Below are 21,289 nucleotides of genomic sequence, written 5' to 3'. Positions count from 1 at the left end.
TTGCTACGGCCAATCCTGCAGTGCAATAGACGAGTGATACTCCGCTTCTCGCAGCTCATCGTCGGCCTCATCCTGTTCGGAGCGGGGTGCGCGGTGATGGTCGACGCGGGAATCGGTCTCGACCCCTGGACCGTCCTGGCCGAAGGAATCAGCAAGAACACCGGCATCGGGATCGGCTGGGTCGTCAGCATCACCGGGTTCCTGGTCCTGCTCCTGTGGATCCCACTCCGTCAGAAGCCCGGTGTCGGCACCGTCGCGAACATCCTCGTGGTCGGCGCCGCGATGCAGTTCACCCTCCCGCTCGTGAGCACGCCCGATCACTGGATCGCGCGGGTGGCGATGTTCATCGCGGGCACGGCGCTCGTCGGTGTCGCCTCGGGCATCTACATCGGGGCGCGATTGGGTCCGGGCCCCCGCGACGGCTTGATGACCGGAATCCATCAGCGGTGGGGCTGGCCCATCTGGGCGGGGCGGCTCGGGGTCGAGGCGACGGTGCTCGTCACGGGCTGGCTCCTGGGCGGCACGGTGGGCCTGGGCACAGTGCTCTTCGCCGTGCTCATCGGGCCCATGGTGCACGTGAGCCTGCCGGTCTTCGACGGCCGGGCACGCCGCCGACGTCACACAACACCAGCCGCGACGGTGGGCGGCCTCAGTGCTCCCGGAACCTAGGCCAGTCCGCTCCCGGCGCCATGTGCGCGTGCAGCGCGTTCTTGGCGATCTCCATCGTGGGGTACGCGCCGAGTTCGGCGTCCGCACCCGCCATCGTCACGATGTACTCGTCGCCGCGGTGGCGGATCATTCCCGCGACTCCCCCGGCGCCGTACGCCACCCACAGTGCGGTCGATCCTGTCTGCGCGTTCATCATCGAACCCCTTCCGACACCCGCAGGGTACGCCCCCGACCGCCCCGGAACCAGTGTTCCGCGGCATCCGGCCCGAAACCGGCGTCTCCGCGCGATAGCGTAGAAGCATCCGCCTCCGTAGCTCAGTGGATAGAGCAGCGGCCTTCTAATCCGTTGGTCACAGGTTCGAATCCTGTCGGGGGCACTCCAGGCGCCGCTCAGGCCTGCGGCGTGAATCTCCGCGCGGTGTCCGCCAGCAGCGGTCGAGCCATGAGCGCGAGCAGACCCGCGAACGCCCACAGGAGGAGCAGCACGACGGTCTCGCTCACCACGATCACGAGAAACACCGTCACGATCAGCAGGGACAGCACCCCCAGCGAGAACCGCCACTGGGAAGCGAGCTGCGCCGCCGCGACACGCGCTGCATCGCGCGCGCGACAGTGGAACCCGGCCGTCAGGACCACCATGTGCCCGGCCCAGACGAGGATCAGCAGCCCGAGGACGCTGTAGAGCGGGCGCAGCGTCGCCCCGCCGTCGACGCCGTCGAGGTGGACGAGATTGAAGGCGAGCAGAGCGAGAGCCACCGCCGCCGGGGCCGCCCAGCGGAGGGTCGGCACGAGCTCGCGGCCATACGCACGGAAGAAGTGCCGACCCGGCGACAGGTCGGTGCGCGGAACCATCGCCGCCGCCACCCCCGCCACGAGGGCGGGGGCGACGGGCAGCAGCGCGAGGACGAAGAGGGGGACGTTCGACGGGTCCCGGTCCAGCAGCAGCACCGCTACGACGGAGGGCAGCGACGCGAGCAGCAGCTGCGCCTCCAGGACCATCTGCCGGTAGATGAAGGCGGCACCGCGTGAGAGGGGGCCGCGGCCGACCTCATCTGCCGGGTCGCCGCGACGAATCGTGGTGGTTTCCGCATCCATTTCCTCGGCTCCTTCACTCGACGAGACGAGGCGGCCCGCCCCGGTCAGAAAGCCGGCCGCTCTCGGTCATCCCTGATTCTGCGTGCGCTCGAGCGCCGTGTTGAACGTGTCGATGAGCTGGCGCGACCCCAAGCCCTCGAGCTCGGCCACGTAAGCGTCCCAGTCGTCCTCGATGGAGCGCTGGCCCGTGATGAACGACGCGGTCGCCGCGTGGACGGCATCCGTCAGCTGCGTCTGCAGCAGAGAGGTCTGCTCGAGCTCGATCTCGTTGAGCAACGGAGCCGGGGCGGTGGGCAGCTGTTCCTTCTTCTCGAGCTGCTCAGCGGTCCACTCGGCGATCTCGTCGGTCATCATCGAGAGCACCAGCTCCTGGGACGAGCCGTTCGCGAGAAGGAAGACCCCGTTGCTGTAGCCGTAGTCGGCGTTGAGAAGCTGTGGGGCGCCGGCGTTGATCGAACTCCACGCGATATCGTCCATCAGCTTGCGAGTACCGTCGGCCTCGCGGGTGAACGTCTCGCCCTCGACACCCCACTGAGCGAACTCGAGGCCCTCGTCTGAGTAGTACAGCCAGTCGACGAATTGCAGCAGTGCCTTGAAGTACGGCTTCTCGGCCGCATCGCTCGAGATGAGGATGCCCGAGGTGAAGCGGCCACTCGGAAGCTTGTCGCCCGCCGGCCCGCCCGGGAGCGAGATCAGGCGGATCGGGACGTCGCCCTGCCCCGAGTCGGCGAACTTCTGCCGGTATTCCGCGATCGTCTGGGTATTCCCGGAGATCGCGGCCGACTTGCCCGAGATGAACTTCTGCACAGCCTGGTCATCGCTCTGGGTGATCTCCGGGTCCAGGACGCCTGCCTCGACGAGAGCAGCAGCATCGGACACGACCTGCTTGTATCCGTCCGATGCTCCCGTGAACACGTACTCGCCGGCATCCTGGTCGTACCACGTGTTCGCGTAGCCCCAGCCCGCGGCCGTGGGGTAGTTCGGCGCCATGATGCTGAGCAGGGAGCCGAGCGGTGTCGCATCCGTCCAGCGATCCGACATCGCGTAGTCCAGCTCGGGATTCGCCTGCTTCACCCTCTCGAGCTGCTCGAGGTACTCGTCCCAGGTCGCCGGATCCTCGGTGATGCCGGCCTTCTTCCACAGATCCTCGCGGATGGCCACCGAGTACTGGACATCGGGCACCTCGCGCAAGCCGGGAAGGTGGTAGATCTTCCCGTCCTCCTGGCGACGATTCCGGAGATCGTCCTCGAGGTCCCAATCAGCGATCTTCTGCTGGAAGTTCGGCATGTAGTCGAAGTAGTCCGAGACCGGCAGAATCGCACCGCCCGAGACGAACTGCGTCTCAGATCCCGCGTACGTCGACGAGATGATGTCGGTGGCCTCGCCGCTGCCGATGAGAAGAGACTTCTTCTGATCGAAATCGGCCATCGGGATGTCCGTACGGGAGAACGTGACGTTGTGGTCCTTCTCGAGATGCTCGAAGAACGACCAGTCGTCCTTCACCGGATAGTTGGGGTGGTCCCGATACATGATCGAGAACTGGACCGGCTCGGTCGCGGCGAAGGAGACCCCGGCCTCGAAGTCCTCCATTGCGCCGACGGACTGGGCCTCTCCGATCGTGGCACCGCCGTCGCGGGCGGCATCCTCGGTCGCGGGCCCGGAGCAGGCGGACAGCGCGACCGCGACCGCAGCCAGGCCCGCGGCACCGGCGAGGGTGTGGCGAGTGATTCTCATGGTGTTTCTCCTCTGTGTGAACGTCGTCGTTCGACGTAGGGGATTCAGCCCTTCACCGACCCGAGCATCACGCCCGAGACGAAGTAGCGCTGGATGAAGGGGTACAGGCAGATGATGGGGAGCACGGTGAGCAGCATCGTGACGGCCTGGATGTTCGAAGCGACCTGAGCGGACTCGCCGCCGATCGCTTCCTGGACCCCCGTCGCCGCCGCGATGAGGTTCCGTAGGTAGACGGTCACCGGGAACAGTGACTTGTCGTCCAGGAACAGGAAGGCGTTGAACCACGAGTTCCAGATGCTCACGGCGTAGAACAGCGTCATCGTCGCGAGCACGGCCTTCGACAGCGGCAGCACGATCCGGAAGAAGATGCCGTAGGTCGTGAGCCCGTCGATCGCTGCGGCTTCTTCGAGTTCCTCCGGGAAGTTCTCGAAGAAGGACTTCATGACGAGCAGGTTGAAGACGCTCAGCGCTCCGGGTACCACGACGGCCCAGATGCTGTTGCGCCAGCCGAGGTAGTTGGCGATGAGGATGTAGTTGGGGATGAGCCCGCCGCCGAAGAACATCGTGAACACCGCGATGCCGACGAAGAAGGTCCGTCCCTTCAGATACGGCTTGCTGAGCGCGTAGGCGTACGTCGTGGTGATCGCCATCGCGATGACGGTTCCGACGATCGTGTACAGGAACGTGTTCCCGTAGTTCGTCCAGAACGTGCCGTCGTTCATGACAACGCGGAACGTGTCGATGTTGAAGCCGCGCGGGATCAGGTTCACTTCGCCGGCGGCGATGTACCCCTCCGACGAGAACGCCTTGGCGACGAGGTTGATGAACGGATAGAGCGTCACGACGCAGACGAGCACGAGCGCGACGGCGTTCACCACACGGAAGGTGCGGTAACCCGCTGACTCCTTGATGATGCCGGTCTCCCGGCGCACGCGGGCACTGTCTGGCTTCGGGGGAAGGGCTTCGGTCACCACAGCGAGGTACCAACCAATCGACGGGAGAGGGCGTTCGCGCCGAGGACGAGCACGAGGCCGATGACGGCCTCGAACAGACCGATGGCCGTTCCGTACGAGAACTGGGCCGACTGGATGCCGACGCGGTAGAGATACGTAGAGATGACGTCCGCCGTCGAGTAGATGAGTGGATTCTGCAACAGCAGGACCTTCTCGAACCCGACGGCCATGAAGGAGCCGATGTTCAGGATGAGGAGGACCATCATCGTCGGGCGGATCCCCGGCAGTGTGATGTGCCAGGTCTGCTGCCAGCGATTGGCCCCGTCGATGCGGGCGGCCTCGTAGAGCTGATCGTCGATGGTGGTGAGCGCGGCGAGGTACAGAATCGTTCCCCAGCCGACCGTCTGCCACACCTCGGACGACACGTAGATGGAGCGGAACCACTCGGGGCGCTGCATGAACGGCACTGGGTCGCCCCCCATCGCCTCGACGACCTGGTTGACCGTCCCGTTCAGAGCGGTCAGCTGCAGCACCAGGCCGGCGACGATGACGACCGACATGAAGTGCGGAAGATACGAGATCGTCTGCACGATGCGCTTGAAGCGACGCGAGCGCAGCTCGTTGAGCATGAGCGCCAGGATGATCGGCAGCGGGAACGTGATCAGCAGGGTGAGGCCTCCGAGCACCACCGTGTTCCAGAACACCGTCCAGAACTGCTGGTTCGAGATGAACGCCTCGAAGTAGTAGAAGCCCACCCACTCGTCGCCGAAGATCGATCCTCCGGGGCGAAACCGCCGGAAGGCGATGACGTTTCCGAGCATCGGGATGTACCGGAACACGAGCAGGAAGACGACCGGCACGAGAAGGAAGGTGTACAGCCGCCAGTCGCGGACGAGGGCACGACGCCAGGTCTGCTTGGCTCGCGGGGTGCGATCACGGCGGAACAGTCGCCGCTTCGCGGGCGCCGTGGTGATCGCGCGCGTGGCGGTGCCCGGCCTCGGGCCCTCCCCGAGCCGAACCGGCGCGTGAACGGATTGCGTCATTCGGAACTCCACATCCTCGTGGTCTTCGTGACCGGGTCCCCGTCAGGGTGTCAGGACGGGCGCCGGCGACGGAGAGCCGATCACCGTCGCGCCCATCTGCGCGTGCAGGCTGAGCTCCGCCGCCATCAAGGCGTGGTCCTGGCTCATCGCGGTTTCGGTGCCATCGATGCAGTCGCGGATGAGCTGCCCGAAATACGGGAACCCCGTCATGCCGTTCGCGTTGAACCGGTGCTGCGCCTCCTGATTCACGAGGAGCACCTGGCCACCACCGTTGTCGGTCGTGATGTCGATGTACTTGCGCAGCTCGATGTACCCGTCGGTGCCCAGCAGAAGCGTGCGCCCGTCACCGAACACTCCCAAGCCGTCGGGGGTGAACCAGTCGACGCGGACGTATCCCGTCGCACCGTTGTCGAGGACCACGTGCGCGTCGCCGAAGTCCTGCAGGCCGGGAGTCTCCGGATGCGCGTAGTTCGCGATGGTCGAGGTCGACACCCGACCGGTCGTCGCACCCGTGTAATGGAGGATCTGGTCGAAGTTGTGGCTGCCGATGTCACAGAGGATGCCGCCGTACTGCGCCGGGTCGTAGAACCAATCGGGGCGTCCCCCGCCGATGCGATGCGGACCGAAGCACACGACCTGCACGACCCTGCCGATCGCGCCCCGCTGGACGAGCTGATCTGCGAGGATCGCCGCCTCCGAGTGCACGCGCTCGCCGTAGTACACCGCATAGAGCAGACCCGTCCGTGCGGTCGCCTCCCGGACGGCATCCAGTTGCGCGAAGGTCGTCAGGGGCGCCTTGTCGACGAAAGCGTGCTTCCCTGCGTCGATCGCCCGCAGTCCGATGGGCGCACGCTGCGACGGAATCGCGGCGGTCGCGACCAGCCGAACCGCGGGGTCGTTCAGGACCTCCTGCTCGCTCGAGGCGATGCGTGCCGTCGGATACTGCTTCGCGAACGCGGCGGCGCGTGCGTGATCCTCGTCGAACACCCAGGTCACCGTCGCCCCGGCGCCGATCAGTCCATCGGTCATGCCGAAGATGTGGCCGTGGTCGAGACCGACCGCCGCGAAAGCGAACTCGCCCGGAGCGACGACGGGGCGCGGGAGGGGGTCGAAAGTGTATGAATCGGTCATCGGGTGTTCTCCTGGTCTGTCAGGTCGTAGGCACGGATCCGTCCGCACATGCCGAAGGCGCGTTCCCCGGGGGGCGCGGGAGCGACACGGGCTCGGGCATCGCGCAGATGGGCGACGTCGCCGCGCGCGGTGGCCTCGGTGAGCGTCAGCGAGGTCTGCGCCTGAGCGAGCGCACCGGCGCGGACGAGCTCGCTCCAGGCGGCCGCCCGGTCGCGGACGAGCGCGCCGGCGCTTGCGTAGAAGTCGTCGAGCGGAGCCCGATCGCCGGCGGCGACCGCATCGCGCAAGGCCTGGAACCCCGTCACGGCCAGGTCCCGACGGCGAGCGGCGCGCGCGGCCCGCTCCTCCCCCTCGCCCAGTGCTGCCGCCTCGGCGTACGCCGCCGGGTCGCCGACGATATGCGGGGGGAAGGTCATGACGGCATCGCCGGCCTCCGGCAGTCCCGCGTTGCTCATCAGCACCAGCACCTTCAGCCCGCCGCGGTTGACCGCACGGTGGATCGTGCCCGGCGTGAACCAGACGACCGATCCGGCATTCAGCTCGGTCTCCCGGACCCCCTCGCCGTCGATCGTCTGAAGGGCGCCACGACCCTCGACGACGAGGTAAGCCTCCGTCGAGACGAGGTGGATGTGCGGACTGCCGCCGCAGATGCCATCGGGGGCGGCGTCGTGGTAGATGTCGAGGTGCGACAGCGAGGTGCCGCCGGGGAACGAGAGGCCGGTCACGATGCCGCCTCGATGAGTGAGTGCTGCTTCTCGTAGAAGCGGGGTGCGCGCTCGACGAGCTGGCCGGCGCGGTAGTAGGGGTCGTCGGCGGGGATCGGGAGGTCGACGAAGGTGCGCTCGATGCCCGCCTTGTAGATGGCCGAGACGACCTCGATCGCGTTGCGGCCGTCCCGCCCGTCCGCGACCGGAGCGCGCCCCTCCCGGATGGCGGCGAGCAGGTCTCCGATCTGCCCCGCGTGCCCGGTGTGCGCGAGAGGTTCCCGGGCAGTGACGACAGCCTCGATCGCTGCCACCAGCTCGGGATCACCGCCCTGCGCGGGGAATCCGCCACCATCGGCGCGCTCGGCGATCACCCGCCACGGCTGCGACACCCGGGCGTTCGCCCCCTGGATGACGATCTCCTGCTCTTCCCCGTGATGGACCACGGAGCTGGTGAGCTGGGCGAGCCCGCGTTCGTAGCGGAGGACCGCGACGGAGAGATCCTCGACCTCGCTGTTGTCGTGCTGCGCGTTGGCGAGCATCGCGGTCACCTCCATCGGGCGGCCGAGGAGCCACAGCAGCAGGTCGATGTGGTGAATCGCGTGGTTGAGGGTGCAACCGCCGCCCTCCTTCTCCCAGGTGCCACGCCACCAGAGGTCGTAGTAGGGCAGCCCGCGCCACCACGCCGAATCCACCCGCACGGAGGAGATCGGACCGAGAAGCCCCGAGTCGACGACGGTTTTGAGCGTCGCCAGGTCGTCGCGGAACCGGTTCTGTGCGACGACCGAGAGCACCTTGCCTGAGCGCTCCTGGGCGGCCAGCATCGCGTCGCACTCTTCGAGGGACGGCGCCATCGGCTTCTCGACCAGCACATTCACACCGCCGTCCAACGCCGCGATCGAGAGGGCCGCGTGCGTCGACGGCGGAGTCGCGATGCTGACGAGGTCCAGATCGGCCTCCGCGATCATCCGGAGCGGGTCGTCGTAGCCGGCGGCATCGCTCAGGCCGAACTCCTCGGCCTTCTGCGCCGCCTTTCCCGGCATGACGTCGGCAAGGGCGACGATCTCGCACTCCCCAGGGAACGCGAGGTACCCGCCGATGTGGGCACTCGCTATGCCGCCCGTGCCGATGATGCCGATTCTGAACATGCTTCCTCGCACTTCTACTACGTATTACTACGACGTAGTAGTCATGATGGTCGCATCTGCCGCGCGCGGTCAACAGTTTTCTAAAACGACCGTGTCGCGACCGGTCACTAGGATGGGCGACATGGTGGGAACAGCCGAGAACGACCGTCTCGTATGGATCGATTGCGAGATGACGGGGCTGGATCTCAGCGTCGACGAGCTCGTCGAGGTGGCGGTCATCGTCACCGACTACGAGCTGCGGCAGCTCGACCCGGGCTTCCAGCTCGTCATCCGTCCGAGCGAGGCGGCGCGAGCGAACATGGGCGACTTCGTGACCGCGATGCACGAGACGTCGGGCCTGCTTTCCGAGCTCGACTCGGGCGTCCCCCTCGTCGACGCTGAAGCGGCGGTGCTCGAGTACATCCAGCGCTTCGTGCCCGAAGGCAAGGCAGCCCTGGCCGGCAACACGATCGGCACCGACCGGATGTTCCTCGCGAAGTACATGCCCCGGGTCGACTCCTGGCTGCATTACCGCAACGTCGACGTCTCGAGCATCAAGGAGCTCTCGCGGCGCTGGTTCCCCCGCGCCTACTTCCAGGCACCGGCCAAGGACGGCGGACACAGGGCGCTGGCCGACATCCGAGAGTCGATCCGCGAGCTCGCCTACTACCGTTCCGCCGTGTTCGTGCCGGCGCCCGGACCCACGAGCGACGAGGCTCGGGCAGCCGCTGAGGCCGCCGTGTCGTCGTATGCCCCATCCGTGTAATACAATCGTCTGGTTGCCCGGTTTCACCGGGAGACATGGTGGCTATAGCTCAGTTGGTAGAGCACCGCGTTGTGGTCGCGGGGGTCGCGGGTTCAAGTCCCGTTAGCCACCCCACGTAAACACCCCGGTCCGGGAGTGCAGATGATCGAGATGGATGTCGAGGAGTTCGAGCTCCTCGTCACCGACGAGCTGGATCGCCTCCCCGACGACATGGTCGACGGACTCGACAACGTCATCTTCGTCGTCGAAGACCGCCCGGAAGACGGCAGCCTCGACCTGCTCGGCCTCTACGACGGCTACGCCCTCACAGAGCGCGAGCGCTACGGGCAGGGTGAGCTCCCCGACCGCATCATCGTCTACCGCGAACCGCATCTTCACGCGTGCGCCGACGTCGCCGGCCTTCGCGACGAGGTCCACACCACGCTGGTCCACGAGATCGCCCACTTCTACGGCATCGACGACGACCGCTTGCACGAGCTCGGATGGGCCTGATGAGCACCGCTCTCCCCGACCTCGACATCGAGACCGACCTCCGTGCTGCGCCCGACGAACCATGGCAGACCGTCGTGTGGAACGACCCGGTGAACCTCATGTCGTATGTGGTCCACGTCTTCCGGACCTACTTCGGGTACTCGCGCGACCGCGCGACGCAGCTCATGCTCTCCGTCCATCACGAGGGGCACGCGATCGTCGCCGAGGGTCCGCGCGAAGCGATGGAGGCGCACACGCGCGCGATGCACGAATTCGGCCTCTGGGCGACGGTCAGACGGGCGAACGAATGACCACGACCATCGTTTTCGCGCTGCCCGCGGCCGAGGCGGACTATCTCCGCGAACTCGTCGATCAGTACCTCGAGCTCGTCGAAACCCCCGACGATCCTCGGGATCCGGCAGCCCGCCGGCTCTCCCCCGACGCATACCCGGACGACCCGGCTGCCGCGACGGAGTTCCGCGCCCTCACACGAGACGATGTCGCTGCGACACGCGCCGCGGATGCGCGCCTGGTGCTGGCCACCCTCGCGAGAGGCTCCCGCGATCGCTCCACCCATACGGCGTCCGGCGAGGGACTCACGCTCGATCCGCAAGAGCAGACCGCGTGGCTGAGGACGCTCGCTGGGCTCCGTCTGGTGCTTGCGGAGCGCATCGGCATCACCGACGAGAGCATCATGCCGATGGGGGATCCCCGCTTCGACGTCTACGAGTGGCTCGGGTACCGGCAGGAGATGCTGCTGCAAGCACTCGACGGGTGATCAGACCAGTTCGACGACGTGCGTCGCGAGGCGGCGGGGATCGTTCCGAGCGATGTGGTCCTGCTCCTGCGCCGCCCAGCGCTCCCAGTGCGGCCGATAGGTGTCACCGTCGCGGTCCAGGGCACGCCGCTTGCGCACATCGCTCGGCGCGTCCAACCAGATCCGTACGGTCGCGAAGGCTGCGGCCGCAGCAGTCAGCGCACCGCTGCCCTCCAGGATGATCGACTCGTCGCCCTTCAGCGCGCGATCCTGGCCATAGCGGTCCGCCGCCCAATCCCACTGCTGCCAGCGCGCGGGCGCGCCTGTGCGACGCGGGGCGAGCACGCGCGCGACGGCGTACTCGGCACCCGCAGCGAGGCCATCCCATCCGGGATACAGCTCATCGAGCGCGACCAACTGCGGCGGCTGCGCGCCGTCCCACTGTCGCTGGAGCTCGCGCGCCAGCGTGGACTTTCCCGCGCCGCTGCGCCCATCGATGATCACGACGTCGCCCGGCGAGACCTCGTCGAGGACGGTGCGGACGAGCGCCGCCGAGGTCAGGCGCGCGACGGCCCTACTTCTTGAGGGCGCGGATGACACGGCTGAGAGCGCGGCCCACGACCCAGACGAAGGGAATGCCGACGGCGACCAGCGACACGAGGTTCGGCTCGAAACGCAGATCATCGCCCTTGCGCACGTACGCCCCGACGGGGATGGCGTAGCCGCCGCCCCCGCCGCCGCTGTTTCCCTCATTGTCCTCGCCGGCCCCGAAGCCGCTCCACGTCAGCGCGACCGGAATGAGCGTGATGCCGTCGACATCCTGCTGTTCGCCGTAGACGCTGGTGACGCCGAGATTCGCGGTCTGCTTGCCGAGTTCGAGTGCGAGGTTGGGCATGGACCCACCGTACCCTCCCCCGGGTGCCGCGGTACAGGTGTCAATGTTCGTGGTCGGGGCGCGGGTTGGTCGGCATGGCGCCGACGTCGCGACGAGGTCCGAGCACGCTCGCCCGCGTGACCGCACCCCGGCCGAAGCGGGCGCGGGCCCCGTCGAGGGCGTCGTCGACGCGGCGCCATTCCTCATCGTCGTCCCAGAGCGTGAGGCCTCCCGTGCCGTCCGGACGCAGCTTCTCGGCTCGGACGCCGATGAGTCGCACCGGTTGCGAGAGCTCCACCGACGAAAGCAACTCGATCGCCGCTGACCCGATGCGCTGCCCGACGTTCGTCGCCAGGGGCAGAGTCTGCGAGCGGGAGTACGTCGAGAAGTCGCTCAGTCGCACCTTGATCGACACCGTCCCAGCCTCCCAGCCGCCAGCGCGCAGTCGCGCGCCCACCCGGTCGGCCAGACGCCTGAGCTCGGAACGGAGCACCGTGAGGTCGGTGACGTCGTGGGAGAACGTCTCCTCGTGCGAGATGCTCTTCTCGGCCCGTTCGGTCTGCACCTGACGAGCGTCGTGACCGCGCGAGAGATGCCACACGCGCTCGCCCATCGCCGGACCGAGCGCACGGTCGAGGACGGAGCGCGGGGTGTCCCACACGTCGGCCACCGTCCGGATGCCGCGCGCGAGGAGGGCCTCGGCGGCTTTGGGGCCCACGCCCCACAGGGCACCGACCGGGCGACCTGCGAGGAAGCGGAGCGTCTGGTGCTCGGCGACGACGAGGAGCCCGTCAGGCTTGGAGATCGTCGACGCCATCTTGGCGACGTGCTTCGTCGCCGCGACCCCCACGCTGCAGGTGAGGCCGGTCTCGCTCAGCACGCGCCGTCGAATGAGCTGCGCGATCTCGCGTGGGCTCCCCCAGAGCCGACGGGCCCCGCTCACGTCGAGGAACGCCTCGTCGATCGAGAGCGGCTCGACCAGTGGCGTGATCGACCGGAAGATCTCCATCACGCGTCGAGAGAGCTCCGTGTAGCGCTCGAACGTCGTCGGGACCACGATGGCCTGCGGGCACAGCTGCAGGGCGCGCGCGACCGGCATCGCCGACCGGACGCCGAAGCGCCGCGCTTCGTACGAGGCGCTCGAGACGACGCCGCGGCGCTCCACGCCGCCGACGATGATGGGCTTGCCCGCGAGGGACGGGTCGTCCAGCACCGCGACGGCCGCGTAGAAGGCGTCCATGTCGACGTGGAGGATGCGGGTGCCGGTGTCGTCCGCATCCGGCGGCGACACGATGCGTCCCGTGCCGTCGCCGCGTCCCATGCTTCTATTGTCGCGGGTACCGCCGACAACGGCCGCGCCGTCGGACGACGCGGCCGTGCGACGAAGCTGCGCCTACTGGGCCGCGCGCTCGAGGATCAGCTCGCGCACGCGCGCGGCGTCGGCCTGACCCTTCATAGCCTTCATGACCGCGCCGATCACCGCTCCCGCAGCCTGCACCTTGCCGTCCTTGATCTTCGCCAGGACGTCCGGCTGAGCGGCGAGGGCGTCGTCGATCGCGGCGATCAGAGCGCCGTCGTCCGACACCACAGCCAAGCCGCGCGAATCCACGACCTCCTGGGGCGAGCCTTCGCCGTCGATCACGCCCTCGAGCACCTGGCGCGCCAGCTTGTCGGTCAGGGTTCCGGCATCCACCAGCTTCTGCAGCGCCGCCACGTCAGCCGGCGAGACGAGCGCCTGCGGCTCGGCCCCACGCGCGTTCGCGACGCGCGTGATCTCGCCGGTCCACCACTTGCGGGCCGAAGCGGGCGACGCCCCCGCCGCGACCGTCGCGTCGACCTCGGCGAGCAGGCCGCCGTTGACGACGTCCTGGAACTCGAGGTCGGTGAAGCCCCATTCGCCCTGCAGCCGGCGGCGTCGGGCAGCCGGCGGCTCGGGAAGGGCCGCGCGGAGCTCGTCGATCAGCTGCGGCGACGGTGCGACCGGCAGCAGATCGGGCTCCGGGAAGTACCGGTAGTCGTCGGCATCCGACTTCGGGCGCCCCGGCGAGGTCGTGCCGGTGTCCTCATGCCAGTGCCGAGTCTCCTGCGTGATGGTGCCGCCCTCGGCGAGGATGGCGGCCTGACGCTGGATCTCGTAGCGCACCGCACGCTCGACGGAGCGCATCGAGTTGACGTTCTTCGTCTCGGTACGCGTGCCGAGCTTCTCCTGGCCCCGGGGACGCAGCGACACGTTCGCGTCGCACCGCAGGTTCCCCCGCTCGAGGCGCGCCTCCGAGATACCCAGGCCGATGACGATGTCGCGGATCGTGCGGACATAGGCCTTCGCGATCTCCGGCGCGCGGTGCTCGGCACCGAAGATCGGCTTGGTCACGATCTCGACGAGCGGCACTCCGGCTCGGTTGTAGTCGACGAGCGAGAACTCGGCGCCCTGGATACGACCCGCGGCGCCGCCCATGTGCGTGAGCTTGCCCGCATCCTCCTCCATGTGGGCCCGCTCGATGTCGACGGTGACGGTGGTGCCGTCGGACAGCTCCACCTCGACCGCGCCCTCGAACGCGATCGGCTCGTCGTACTGCGAGATCTGGTAGTTCTTGCCGAGGTCCGGGTAGAAGTAGTTCTTCCGCGCGAAGCGGCTCGAGGGTGCGATCGAGCAGCCGAGCGCGAGACCCAGGCTGATCGACGACCGGATCGCCGTCTCGTTCACGACAGGGAGCGCCCCGGGCAGACCCATGTCGACGGGCGCGACGAGGGTGTTCGGAGCTGCGCCGTGGTTGTCGGGGTGAGCCGGGTTCGCAGCCGGCGAGAACATCTTCGTGCGCGTGTTCAGCTCGACGTGCACCTCGAAGCCGAGCACGGGCTCGAACAGCTCCAGCGCCTTGTCGAAGTCCATCAGTGCGACCTTGGCAGCCATCAGCGTGCCCCTCCCAGGATCGGTGCGCGGTCGAGCAGCGGGCCGCCCCAGCTGTCGACGAGCAGAGACTCGAGCGCGGCGCCCACCCGATACAGCTGTGCGTCCTGGCGCGCCGGAGCGATGAACTGGATACCGACCGGCAGACCATCGTCATCCGACAGCCCCGACGGAATGGAGATCCCCGGAACGCCGGCGAGATTGACCGGGATGGTCGTCACGTCGTTCAGGTACATCTGCAGCGGATCGTCGATCTGCTCGCCGAGACGGAACGCGGTCGTGGGTGCGGACGGAGTCGCGATGACATCGACCTGCGCGAAAGCTTCGTCGAAATCGCGCTGGATGAGCGTCCGCACCTTCTGAGCGCTGCCGTAGTAGGCGTCGTAGTAGCCGGCCGACAGGGCGTAGGTGCCCAGGATGATGCGGCGCTTGACCTCGTCGCCGAAGCCGGCTTCGCGGGTCGCCGACATGACGTCCTCGACGGTGCCGCCGGGCACGTCGACGCGAAGTCCGAACCGCACCGAGTCGAATTTCGCGAGGTTGCTCGACGCCTCGGCCGGGAGGATCAGGTAGTACGCGGCGACCCCGTACTCGAAGTGGGGTGCACTGATTTCGACGATCTCCGCGCCCTGCGCCTCCATCGCCGCCAAAGATGCGCGGAACGACGCGCTGACGCCGGGCTGGAAGCCGACATCGGCGAGCTCGCGGATGACGCCGACCTTGAGTCCGCGCAGCACATCGCCCCGGGCACCCTCGCGCGCTGCCGCGGCGAAGGACGGCCACTGGTCCGCCAGCGACGTCGAGTCGTGCGGGTCGTGGCCGCCGATGACGTCGTGCAGCAGAGCCGAGTCGAGAACGGTGCGCGAGACGGGACCGACCTGGTCGAGACTCGAGGCGAGCGCGATGGAGCCGTAGCGGCTGACGCCACCGTACGTCGGCTTCACTCCGACCGTGCCCGTGACGTGCGCGGGCTGACGGATCGAGCCGCCGGTGTCGGATCCGAGGGCGAGCGGCGCCTCGAACGCGGCGACGGCGGCGGCGGAACCGCCCCCGGAGCCGCCGGGGATGCGGTCGAGGTCCCACGGATTGCGGGTCGGCCCGTACGCGGAGTGCTCCGTCGAGGAGCCCATCGCGAACTCGTCCATGTTCGTCTTGCCGAGCGGGACGAGTCCCGCAGCACGAGCGCGCGCCACGACCGTCGCGTCGTACGGCGACATGAAGCCCTCGAGGATCTTCGACCCACTCGTCGACGGCATGTCCGTGGTGACGAGCACGTCCTTGATCGCGAGGGGCACACCCGCCAGCTCGCCGAGCTCCTCACCCGCGGCGCGGCGCGCGTCGATCTCGCCCGCCACCTCGAGGGCGTGCTCGGAGACGTGCAGGAACGCGTGCACGTCACCATCGACGGCGGCGATGCGGTCGAGGTGAGCCTGAGTCACCTCGACGCTGCTGATGCTGCGGTCGGCCAGACGGGCGGCGAGCTCGGCGGCGCTCGACCGGATGATGTCGCTCACTGCTCCTCCCCCAGGATCGCGGTCACGCGGAAACGGTCGTCCGCTCGTTCGGGTGCGTTCTGGAGAACCTGGTCGAGCGTGAGCATGTCGCCGGGGACGTCCTCGCGGAAGACGTTCTCGAGGGCGATCGGGTGGCTCGTCGCCGGAACATCCGGCGTCGCCACCTCCGACACCTTCGCGATGTTGTCGACGATCGCGTCGAGCTGTCCCGTGAGACGCTCGACCTCCTCGTCGTTCAGCTGGATCCGGGCGAGCACGCCGAGGTGGCGCACGAGATCGGGGGTGATTTCAGACACCCGACGATTCTAGTTGGGGCCCGATCGCCCGCGAGACCCGTAGGGTGTCAGCGTGACGACCTACGACCCGCCACGTCCCTGGATCGCCAGCTACGCCGACGGGGTGCCGGAGGACCTCCCGCCCATGGAGGGCTCGCTCGTCGACATCGTGGCGACGTCCGCACGGGAGCATCCCGACGCCCCCGCCCTGGAGTTCTTCGGCCGCACCGTCTCGTACCAGCAGCTGCAGGACCGGATCGAACGAGCCGCCGCGTACCTGCGGGATGCCGGTGTGCGCCGCGGCGACCGGGTGGCTATCGTGCTGCCCAACTGCCCGCAGCACATCGTGGCCTTCTACGCCGTTCTGCGCCTGGGGGCCGTCGTCATCGAGCACAACCCGCTCTATACCCCGCGCGAGATGCGCAAGCAGTTCGAAGATCACGGCGCGAAGGTCGCCATCGTCTGGAGCAAGCTCGTCTCGGTGCTGCTCGACTTCCCCGACGATCTGGCCCTCAACGCCGTGATCGCCGTCGACATCACCACGGCCATGCCGTTCCACATGCGGGCGGCGCTCCGCCTGCCCATCGCCAAGGCGCGCGAGTCGCGTGAAGCACTCACCTCTCCCGTGGCCCGCAATCGCGTGCACGGGTTCTGGTCGGATGCCGAACGCCACGATCCCCTGCCGGCGAGCCACGTGGGTCCGACCACGGGCGATCTCGCTCTGATTCAGTACACCAGCGGCACGACGGGCAACCCCAAGGGCGCGGCGCTCACGCATCGCAACCTCCTGGCGAACGCGGCCCAGGCGCAGGCGTGGACCCCGACGATCGAGCGCGGCGCGGGCTGCGTCGTCTACGCGGTGCTGCCGATGTTCCACGCGTACGGCCTGACCCTCTGCCTCACCTTCGCGATGTCGATGGGTGCGCGGCTCGTCCTCTTCCCGAAGTTCGATCCGGCCCTGGTGCTCGCGGTCCACAAGCGTCACCCGGCCACTCTCCTGCCCCTGGTTCCGCCGATCGCCGAGCGCCTGCTGGCGGCAGCCGATGCCGGGGGGGTGTCGCTCGCGGGCACGCGAGTCGCGATCTCCGGCGCGATGGCGCTCCCCCACGAGCTCGTCGTGCCGTTCGAGGCGTCGACGGGCGGATACCTCGTCGAGGGATACGGGCTGTCGGAATGCTCCCCCGTCCTGATGGCCAATCCCGTGGCCGAGAACCGTGTCCCCGGCACCGTCGGTCTGCCGCTTCCTGGCACCGAGTGCCGCGTCGTGGACCCGGACGAACCGACACGGGACGTCGAGCCCGGCGGGCGGGGCGAGCTGCTGGTCCGCGGCCCCCAGGTGTTCACCGGTTACTACGGCAAGCCCGAGGAAACCGAGAAGGTCTTCGTCGACGGCTGGTTCCGCACGGGCGACATCGTGACGATCGACGAGGCGGGATTCGTGCGGATCGTCGACCGGATCAAGGAACTCATCATCACCGGCGGCTTCAACGTCGCACCAACCGAGGTCGAGATCGCGCTGCGTCAGCACCCGCAGATCGCCGACGCCGCCGTCGTCGGGCTGCCCAGCGAGCATTCCGGCGAGGATGTCGTGGCCGCCGTGGTCGCCGCCCCCGGGGCGACCATCGACGAGGCCGACGTGCGGGACTTCTGCCGCGGCATCCTGACGCCCTACAAGGTGCCGCGTCGGGTGGTCGTCGTCGACGAGCTGCCGAAGTCGATGATCGGCAAGGTCTTGCGTCGCCAAGTCCGCGATCGGCTCCTCGCGGGCTGATCCCGGCCCTTCGCTCAGGCGCGGAAGGCGCCCGGCTCCGGCTGCAGCCAGCGCGGCCTGCTGTATCCCTCATCCCAGGGGAAGCGACCCTCGATATCGTCGTAGATCAGCTGGAGGGCCGGGACCGAGGCGAACGGCGGCCGGTCGTAGTACGAGTTGGCCGAGAACAGCACCTCGCCGGGGTTCGGAACCTCCGCCACGCTCACGCGATGCGCCCAGCCGGGGAATGACAGCACCTCGCCGACCGTGAGATCCGACCCGGCCCGCACACGCGCCGCAACGTCGTTGATGAGAGCACCCGCGTTCGCGTCATTCAATCCGAAGACGAGGACCTCGGGATGACCGAGGCCGAACAAGCCGATCGAATAGGCGAAGCTCGGCTGGCGGCGCGGCGGGTCGCCTATGACATACTCGGCCGCCACACCGTAACGCCGTATGGTCCCGGTGACGCGGCGGTGCTCCTGATCAAGCCAGGCGATCTCCTGCGGGGTGAGCGGATCTGACATGCGGCCTCCTTGTGATCGTCGTCACTCTAGGTCGAGCCGCAGACACCGGTCTCGCGTCATCCCCTGTTCAGGAATCGAGGGCCGCCGGCCCCTGCTCGACGAGGAGGCGGAACTGGGCGGCATCGATGATCCGCACACCGAGCTGTTCTGCCTTGGCCAGCTTGGATCCTGCGCCCGGCCCCGCCGCGACGAAGTCGGTCTTCTTCGAGACGGACGAGCCGGCCTTTCCACCGGCGGCGAGGATCGCCTCCTGGGCGCCTTCGCGGGTGTAGCCCTCGAGCGATCCCGTCGCCACGACGGTGATGCCCTCGAGAACTCCGCCCTCGACCACGGCTGCGCCCGGTCCGGGGTGACCCGGTACCTCGAGCCGCGCCCCGGCGGCTTCCCATCGCTCGACGATCTCGCTGTGCCAGTCGACCTCGAACCAGTCGATCAGAGAATCCGCGATGATGCCGCCCACGCCCTCGACGGCCGCCAGTTCGTCCCGCGTCGCGGCACGGATCGCGGCGATCGAGCCGAACCACTGCGCGAGGGCACGCGCCGCGACCGGACCGACGTGGCGGATGCTGAGCGCGACGAGGAACCGCCACAGCTCCTTCGTCTTCGCCTTCTCGAGCTCGTCGAGCAGCTTCAGCGCCTGCGCCGACGGTTGCGGTCCGGTCAGCCCATCCTTCTTCTCCGCAGCCGAGGGGTTGCGCCGGAAGGGAGCACGCCGCACGGGTTCGCCCGTCTTCTCGTCCACACGGGGCTCGCCCGTCTCGGAGTCGCGGACGATGACCTCGATCGGCACGAGCTGATCGAGGGTGAGCTCGAAGAGAGCGGCCTCCGTCACCAGCGGCGGGCTGGCATCGCCCAACGGCTGCGTCAGGGCGGCTGCCGTGACCTCTCCGAGCGCCTCGATGTCGAGGGCGCCGCGGGACCCGACGTGCTCGACGCGGCCGCGGACCTGCGCCGGGCAGGAGCGCGCATTGGGGCAGCGGAGGTCGATGTCGCCCTCTTTCGCCGGGCGCAGCGGCGACCCGCACTCGGGGCAGTTCGTGGGCATGACGAACGCGCGTTCCGTGCCGTCGCGCAACTCGACCACGGGTCCGAGTACTTCGGGGATGACGTCGCCCGCCTTCCGCAGCACCACGGTGTCGCCGATGAGGACACCCTTGGCGCGCACGACGTCCTGATTGTGCAGCGTCGCCTGCCGCACGACGCTGCCCGCGACGCGGGCGGGCGCCATCACGGCGAAGGGCGTGGCCCGGCCGGTGCGACCGACCGACACGACGATGTCGAGCAGCTTGGTGTTGACCTGTTCCGGCGGGTACTTGTAGGCGATCGCCCAGCGAGGTGCGCGACTGGTCGCGCCCAGCTCGTCGTGCAGCGCCAGCTCGTCGATCTTCACGACCACGCCGTCGAGCTCGTGCTCGACGCTGTGACGGTTCTCGCCGTAGTGCGCGACGTAGCCGAGCACGCCGTCGATGCTCTCGTGCGTCTGCGAGTGCGGGCTGATGGGCAGACCCCATTCGGCCAAGAGCGCATAGATCTCGCTCTGCGACGACACCGGCGGGTTCTGCCACGCGCCGATTCCGTGCACGTAGAGCCGGAGTGAGCGGACGCGGGCCTCGGAGGCTTCGAGCTCGAGACCCGTCTTCTTATCGAGCTGCTGCCGCAGGCCCCCGCTCGCGGCGTTGCGAGGGTTCGCGAAGGCCGGAAAGCGGCGCTCGGCGCTGATGCGCGCGCGTTCCTCGTCGAACGCGCGGGAACGGGACCGCGCCTCCTCGACCATACGATCGCGCATCTCGGCCTGAAGCCCGTTGAGTTGGGCGAACTCGGCGACGGGGATGAAGATCTCGCCGCGCACCTCGACGATGGCCGGGTGCCCCTCTCTCGCGAGCCGCTCGGGGATGCCGCTGACGCGCAGGGCGTTCACGGTGACGTCCTCACCGACGCGTCCGTCACCGCGTGTCGCGGCAGATGTCAGGACGCCGTTCTCGTAGCGCAGGCTGATCGCGAGTCCGTCGATCTTGAGTTCGGAGAGCCAACGGACAGGACGGCCGGCGGACGCCGCTGCCTTGACGCACCAATCGGTCAGCTCTTCGGGCGAGAAGACGTTGTCGAGGCTCAGCATCCGTTCGGCGTGCGTGACCGGCGCGAACAGCGTCGACTCGGCGGCGCCGACCGTCTGTGTGGGCGAGTCCTGCGACTGCAGCTCGGGATGCACTCGCTCGAGCTCGTCGAGGCGACGCATCCACCCGTCGTACGTCGCATCGTCGACGACCTCGGCATCGCGACCGTAGTACGCGTCGCGCGCCGCGGTGATCCGCTCGATCAGGTCACGGGATTCTGCGCGCGCCTCGTCGAGGGTGATCTCGGGGAGTTCTCCGTCTGCCACCTCGTCAGTCTAGGCAGGGGGTACGACGCCGCGGACGGGGTTCCCGTCGGCCGGCTGGATGCGGTACGTGAACGAACCGTGATAGCGGAAGAGCTCCCCGATCAGCCACGCCCGCACGCTCACCTCGACGCGCTGCGCCACGGCATCCGCGTGGTCCGCAGTCTCGGTCACGGCCACTCCCGCCACCGGAGGAAGCGGCAGCCGCGCCGCACCCAATCGGACGGCGAGTCCCACGGACCGCATCCGCATCCCGCGGAGGTCGGCTTCGGCGCGAAGGCGCACTTCCAGCCCGCCCCGACGACCGAGACGGTCGACGATCTCGCCGGTTCGAGCGCAGCTCATCGCGTCGACCATGCGCCGCGGGGCACCGGCGAAGAGGAAGTCGCGCTCCGCGTGGAGAGAATCGTCCCGCCGGGGCGTGTTCACGACCACGAACGGTACGTCGGTACCCCGTTCGGGGAACATCACCCCGCGCCCCGCGAACAAGCGGACGATGGGCCGCAGCCAGCGGGGGCCGCAGTAGCCCGCCTCGTCGTAGATGCCCTCTCCGACCCCGACGCACCCCGCGGGTATCGAGCCGAAGTAGACGCGGAGCACGGGCGGCATGCGCG

Annotated in this window: 23 protein-coding genes and 2 tRNA genes; 8 read left to right on the top strand and 17 right to left on the bottom strand. The window is 68.4% G+C overall.

The window, feature by feature from the left end:
- Positions 1 to 33: 33 nt before the first annotated feature.
- On the top strand, positions 34 to 669 hold the full coding sequence (yczE, locus tag VC184_RS07340; protein ID WP_282502531.1) for a membrane protein YczE: 636 nt from the start codon (positions 34 to 36) through the stop codon (positions 667 to 669).
- Here the strand turns inward: yczE and VC184_RS07335 are convergent.
- A complete protein-coding gene (locus VC184_RS07335; RefSeq protein WP_282502530.1) occupies positions 650 to 865 on the bottom strand; it encodes a methyltransferase in 216 nt (71 codons plus the stop codon). The two genes, yczE and VC184_RS07335, sit on opposite strands and share 20 nt — an antisense overlap.
- A 108-nt stretch (positions 866 to 973) precedes the next feature.
- Here VC184_RS07335 and VC184_RS07330 point away from each other — a divergent pair.
- Positions 974 to 1,046: transfer RNA gene (locus VC184_RS07330), tRNA-Arg, on the top strand.
- A 13-nt stretch (positions 1,047 to 1,059) separates the two neighbouring features.
- On the opposite strand, the gene VC184_RS07325 is transcribed toward VC184_RS07330, so the two are convergent.
- The 7 genes from VC184_RS07325 to VC184_RS07295 all read right to left on the bottom strand — a co-directional run bounded on the left by VC184_RS07325 (position 1,060) and on the right by VC184_RS07295 (position 8,477).
- Positions 1,060 to 1,764 (bottom strand): hypothetical protein, encoded by a 705-nt coding sequence (locus tag VC184_RS07325; protein ID WP_282502529.1) that lies wholly within the window; start codon positions 1,762 to 1,764, stop codon positions 1,060 to 1,062.
- Between the two features lie 66 nt (positions 1,765 to 1,830).
- Positions 1,831 to 3,498, bottom strand: a complete 1,668-nt coding sequence (locus VC184_RS07320; protein WP_282502528.1) for an ABC transporter substrate-binding protein — start codon at positions 3,496 to 3,498, stop codon at positions 1,831 to 1,833.
- 44 nt (positions 3,499 to 3,542) lie between these two features.
- Positions 3,543 to 4,430, bottom strand: a complete 888-nt coding sequence (locus VC184_RS07315; protein ID WP_269266274.1) for a carbohydrate ABC transporter permease — start codon at positions 4,428 to 4,430, stop codon at positions 3,543 to 3,545.
- Positions 4,431 to 4,465: 35 nt separating this feature from the next.
- The gene (locus VC184_RS07310) at positions 4,466 to 5,494 is read right to left on the bottom strand and encodes an ABC transporter permease (protein WP_114589445.1); all 1,029 of its coding nucleotides are present in this window, start codon (positions 5,492 to 5,494) and stop codon (positions 4,466 to 4,468) included.
- Between the two features lie 42 nt (positions 5,495 to 5,536).
- The gene (locus VC184_RS07305) at positions 5,537 to 6,625 is read right to left on the bottom strand and encodes a Gfo/Idh/MocA family protein (protein WP_323987646.1); all 1,089 of its coding nucleotides are present in this window, start codon (positions 6,623 to 6,625) and stop codon (positions 5,537 to 5,539) included.
- A complete protein-coding gene (locus tag VC184_RS07300; protein WP_274177835.1) occupies positions 6,622 to 7,350 on the bottom strand; it encodes a cupin domain-containing protein in 729 nt (242 codons plus the stop codon). The genes VC184_RS07305 and VC184_RS07300 overlap by 4 nt, the downstream gene beginning before the upstream one ends.
- The gene (locus VC184_RS07295; RefSeq protein ID WP_323987644.1) at positions 7,347 to 8,477 is read right to left on the bottom strand and encodes a Gfo/Idh/MocA family protein; all 1,131 of its coding nucleotides are present in this window, start codon (positions 8,475 to 8,477) and stop codon (positions 7,347 to 7,349) included. Before VC184_RS07295 ends, VC184_RS07300 begins: the two co-directional genes overlap by 4 nt.
- 121 nt (positions 8,478 to 8,598) lie before the next feature.
- On the opposite strand from VC184_RS07295, the gene orn reads away from it, so the two are divergent.
- The 5 genes from orn (at position 8,599) to VC184_RS07270 (ending at position 10,471) form a co-directional block, all read left to right on the top strand.
- The gene (gene orn, locus VC184_RS07290) at positions 8,599 to 9,222 is read left to right on the top strand and encodes an oligoribonuclease (RefSeq protein WP_112614618.1); all 624 of its coding nucleotides are present in this window, start codon (positions 8,599 to 8,601) and stop codon (positions 9,220 to 9,222) included.
- A gap of 38 nt (positions 9,223 to 9,260) precedes the next feature.
- Positions 9,261 to 9,336: transfer RNA gene (locus VC184_RS07285), tRNA-His, on the top strand.
- A 27-nt stretch (positions 9,337 to 9,363) separates the two neighbouring features.
- Entirely contained in the window at positions 9,364 to 9,714 is a 351-nt protein-coding gene (locus VC184_RS07280; protein WP_274177833.1) for a metallopeptidase family protein, read from the top strand.
- Complete coding sequence (gene clpS / locus VC184_RS07275) at positions 9,705 to 10,004, top strand: ATP-dependent Clp protease adapter ClpS (protein ID WP_112614614.1); 300 nt, start codon at positions 9,705 to 9,707, stop codon at positions 10,002 to 10,004. The genes VC184_RS07280 and clpS overlap by 10 nt, the downstream gene beginning before the upstream one ends.
- A complete protein-coding gene (locus VC184_RS07270; RefSeq protein WP_274177832.1) occupies positions 10,001 to 10,471 on the top strand; it encodes a DUF2017 family protein in 471 nt (156 codons plus the stop codon). Before clpS ends, VC184_RS07270 begins: the two co-directional genes overlap by 4 nt.
- Here the strand turns inward: VC184_RS07270 and VC184_RS07265 are convergent, their stop codons facing one another.
- The 6 genes from VC184_RS07265 to gatC all read right to left on the bottom strand — a co-directional run bounded on the left by VC184_RS07265 (position 10,472) and on the right by gatC (position 16,042).
- Positions 10,472 to 11,050 carry a nucleoside/nucleotide kinase family protein gene (locus VC184_RS07265; RefSeq protein WP_274177831.1) on the bottom strand — a complete coding sequence of 193 codons (579 nt, stop codon included), beginning with the start codon at positions 11,048 to 11,050 and terminating at the stop codon, positions 10,472 to 10,474.
- Entirely contained in the window at positions 11,025 to 11,345 is a 321-nt protein-coding gene (locus VC184_RS07260) for a hypothetical protein (RefSeq protein WP_112614608.1), read from the bottom strand. Before VC184_RS07260 ends, VC184_RS07265 begins: the two co-directional genes overlap by 26 nt.
- A 40-nt stretch (positions 11,346 to 11,385) precedes the next feature.
- Positions 11,386 to 12,645 (bottom strand): DNA polymerase IV, encoded by a 1,260-nt coding sequence (dinB, locus tag VC184_RS07255; protein ID WP_114589364.1) that lies wholly within the window; start codon positions 12,643 to 12,645, stop codon positions 11,386 to 11,388.
- A gap of 72 nt (positions 12,646 to 12,717) precedes the next feature.
- Positions 12,718 to 14,235 carry an Asp-tRNA(Asn)/Glu-tRNA(Gln) amidotransferase subunit GatB gene (gene gatB / locus VC184_RS07250; protein ID WP_269266387.1) on the bottom strand — a complete coding sequence of 506 codons (1,518 nt, stop codon included), beginning with the start codon at positions 14,233 to 14,235 and terminating at the stop codon, positions 12,718 to 12,720.
- A complete protein-coding gene (gene gatA / locus VC184_RS07245; RefSeq protein WP_112614602.1) occupies positions 14,235 to 15,746 on the bottom strand; it encodes an Asp-tRNA(Asn)/Glu-tRNA(Gln) amidotransferase subunit GatA in 1,512 nt (503 codons plus the stop codon). Before gatA ends, gatB begins: the two co-directional genes overlap by 1 nt.
- Positions 15,743 to 16,042: an Asp-tRNA(Asn)/Glu-tRNA(Gln) amidotransferase subunit GatC gene (gatC, locus tag VC184_RS07240; RefSeq protein WP_112614600.1), complete on the bottom strand. Its 300-nt coding sequence runs from the start codon at positions 16,040 to 16,042 to the stop codon at positions 15,743 to 15,745. The genes gatA and gatC overlap by 4 nt, the downstream gene beginning before the upstream one ends.
- A gap of 52 nt (positions 16,043 to 16,094) precedes the next feature.
- Here gatC and VC184_RS07235 point away from each other — a divergent pair, with 52 nt between their 5' ends.
- A complete protein-coding gene (locus VC184_RS07235) occupies positions 16,095 to 17,792 on the top strand; it encodes a long-chain-fatty-acid--CoA ligase (RefSeq protein ID WP_323987641.1) in 1,698 nt (565 codons plus the stop codon).
- A 14-nt stretch (positions 17,793 to 17,806) separates the two neighbouring features.
- Here VC184_RS07235 and VC184_RS07230 read toward each other — a convergent pair whose 3' ends face one another.
- The 3 genes from VC184_RS07230 to VC184_RS07220 all read right to left on the bottom strand — a co-directional run bounded on the left by VC184_RS07230 (position 17,807) and on the right by VC184_RS07220 (position 21,284).
- Entirely contained in the window at positions 17,807 to 18,298 is a 492-nt protein-coding gene (locus VC184_RS07230) for a DUF4262 domain-containing protein (RefSeq protein ID WP_323987639.1), read from the bottom strand.
- 67 nt (positions 18,299 to 18,365) lie between these two features.
- Positions 18,366 to 20,678, bottom strand: a complete 2,313-nt coding sequence (gene ligA, locus VC184_RS07225) for an NAD-dependent DNA ligase LigA (protein WP_323987638.1) — start codon at positions 20,676 to 20,678, stop codon at positions 18,366 to 18,368.
- A 9-nt stretch (positions 20,679 to 20,687) separates the two neighbouring features.
- The gene (locus VC184_RS07220; RefSeq protein ID WP_274177825.1) at positions 20,688 to 21,284 is read right to left on the bottom strand and encodes a DUF4166 domain-containing protein; all 597 of its coding nucleotides are present in this window, start codon (positions 21,282 to 21,284) and stop codon (positions 20,688 to 20,690) included.
- Positions 21,285 to 21,289 lie beyond the last annotated feature (5 nt).

It is taken from the genome of Microbacterium plantarum (genome assembly GCF_035231185.1).
GTDB lineage: Bacteria > Actinomycetota > Actinomycetes > Actinomycetales > Microbacteriaceae > Microbacterium > Microbacterium plantarum.
Note: the sequence above shows the minus strand (reverse complement) of the source record. Positions and strands in the feature narration are given on the sequence as shown.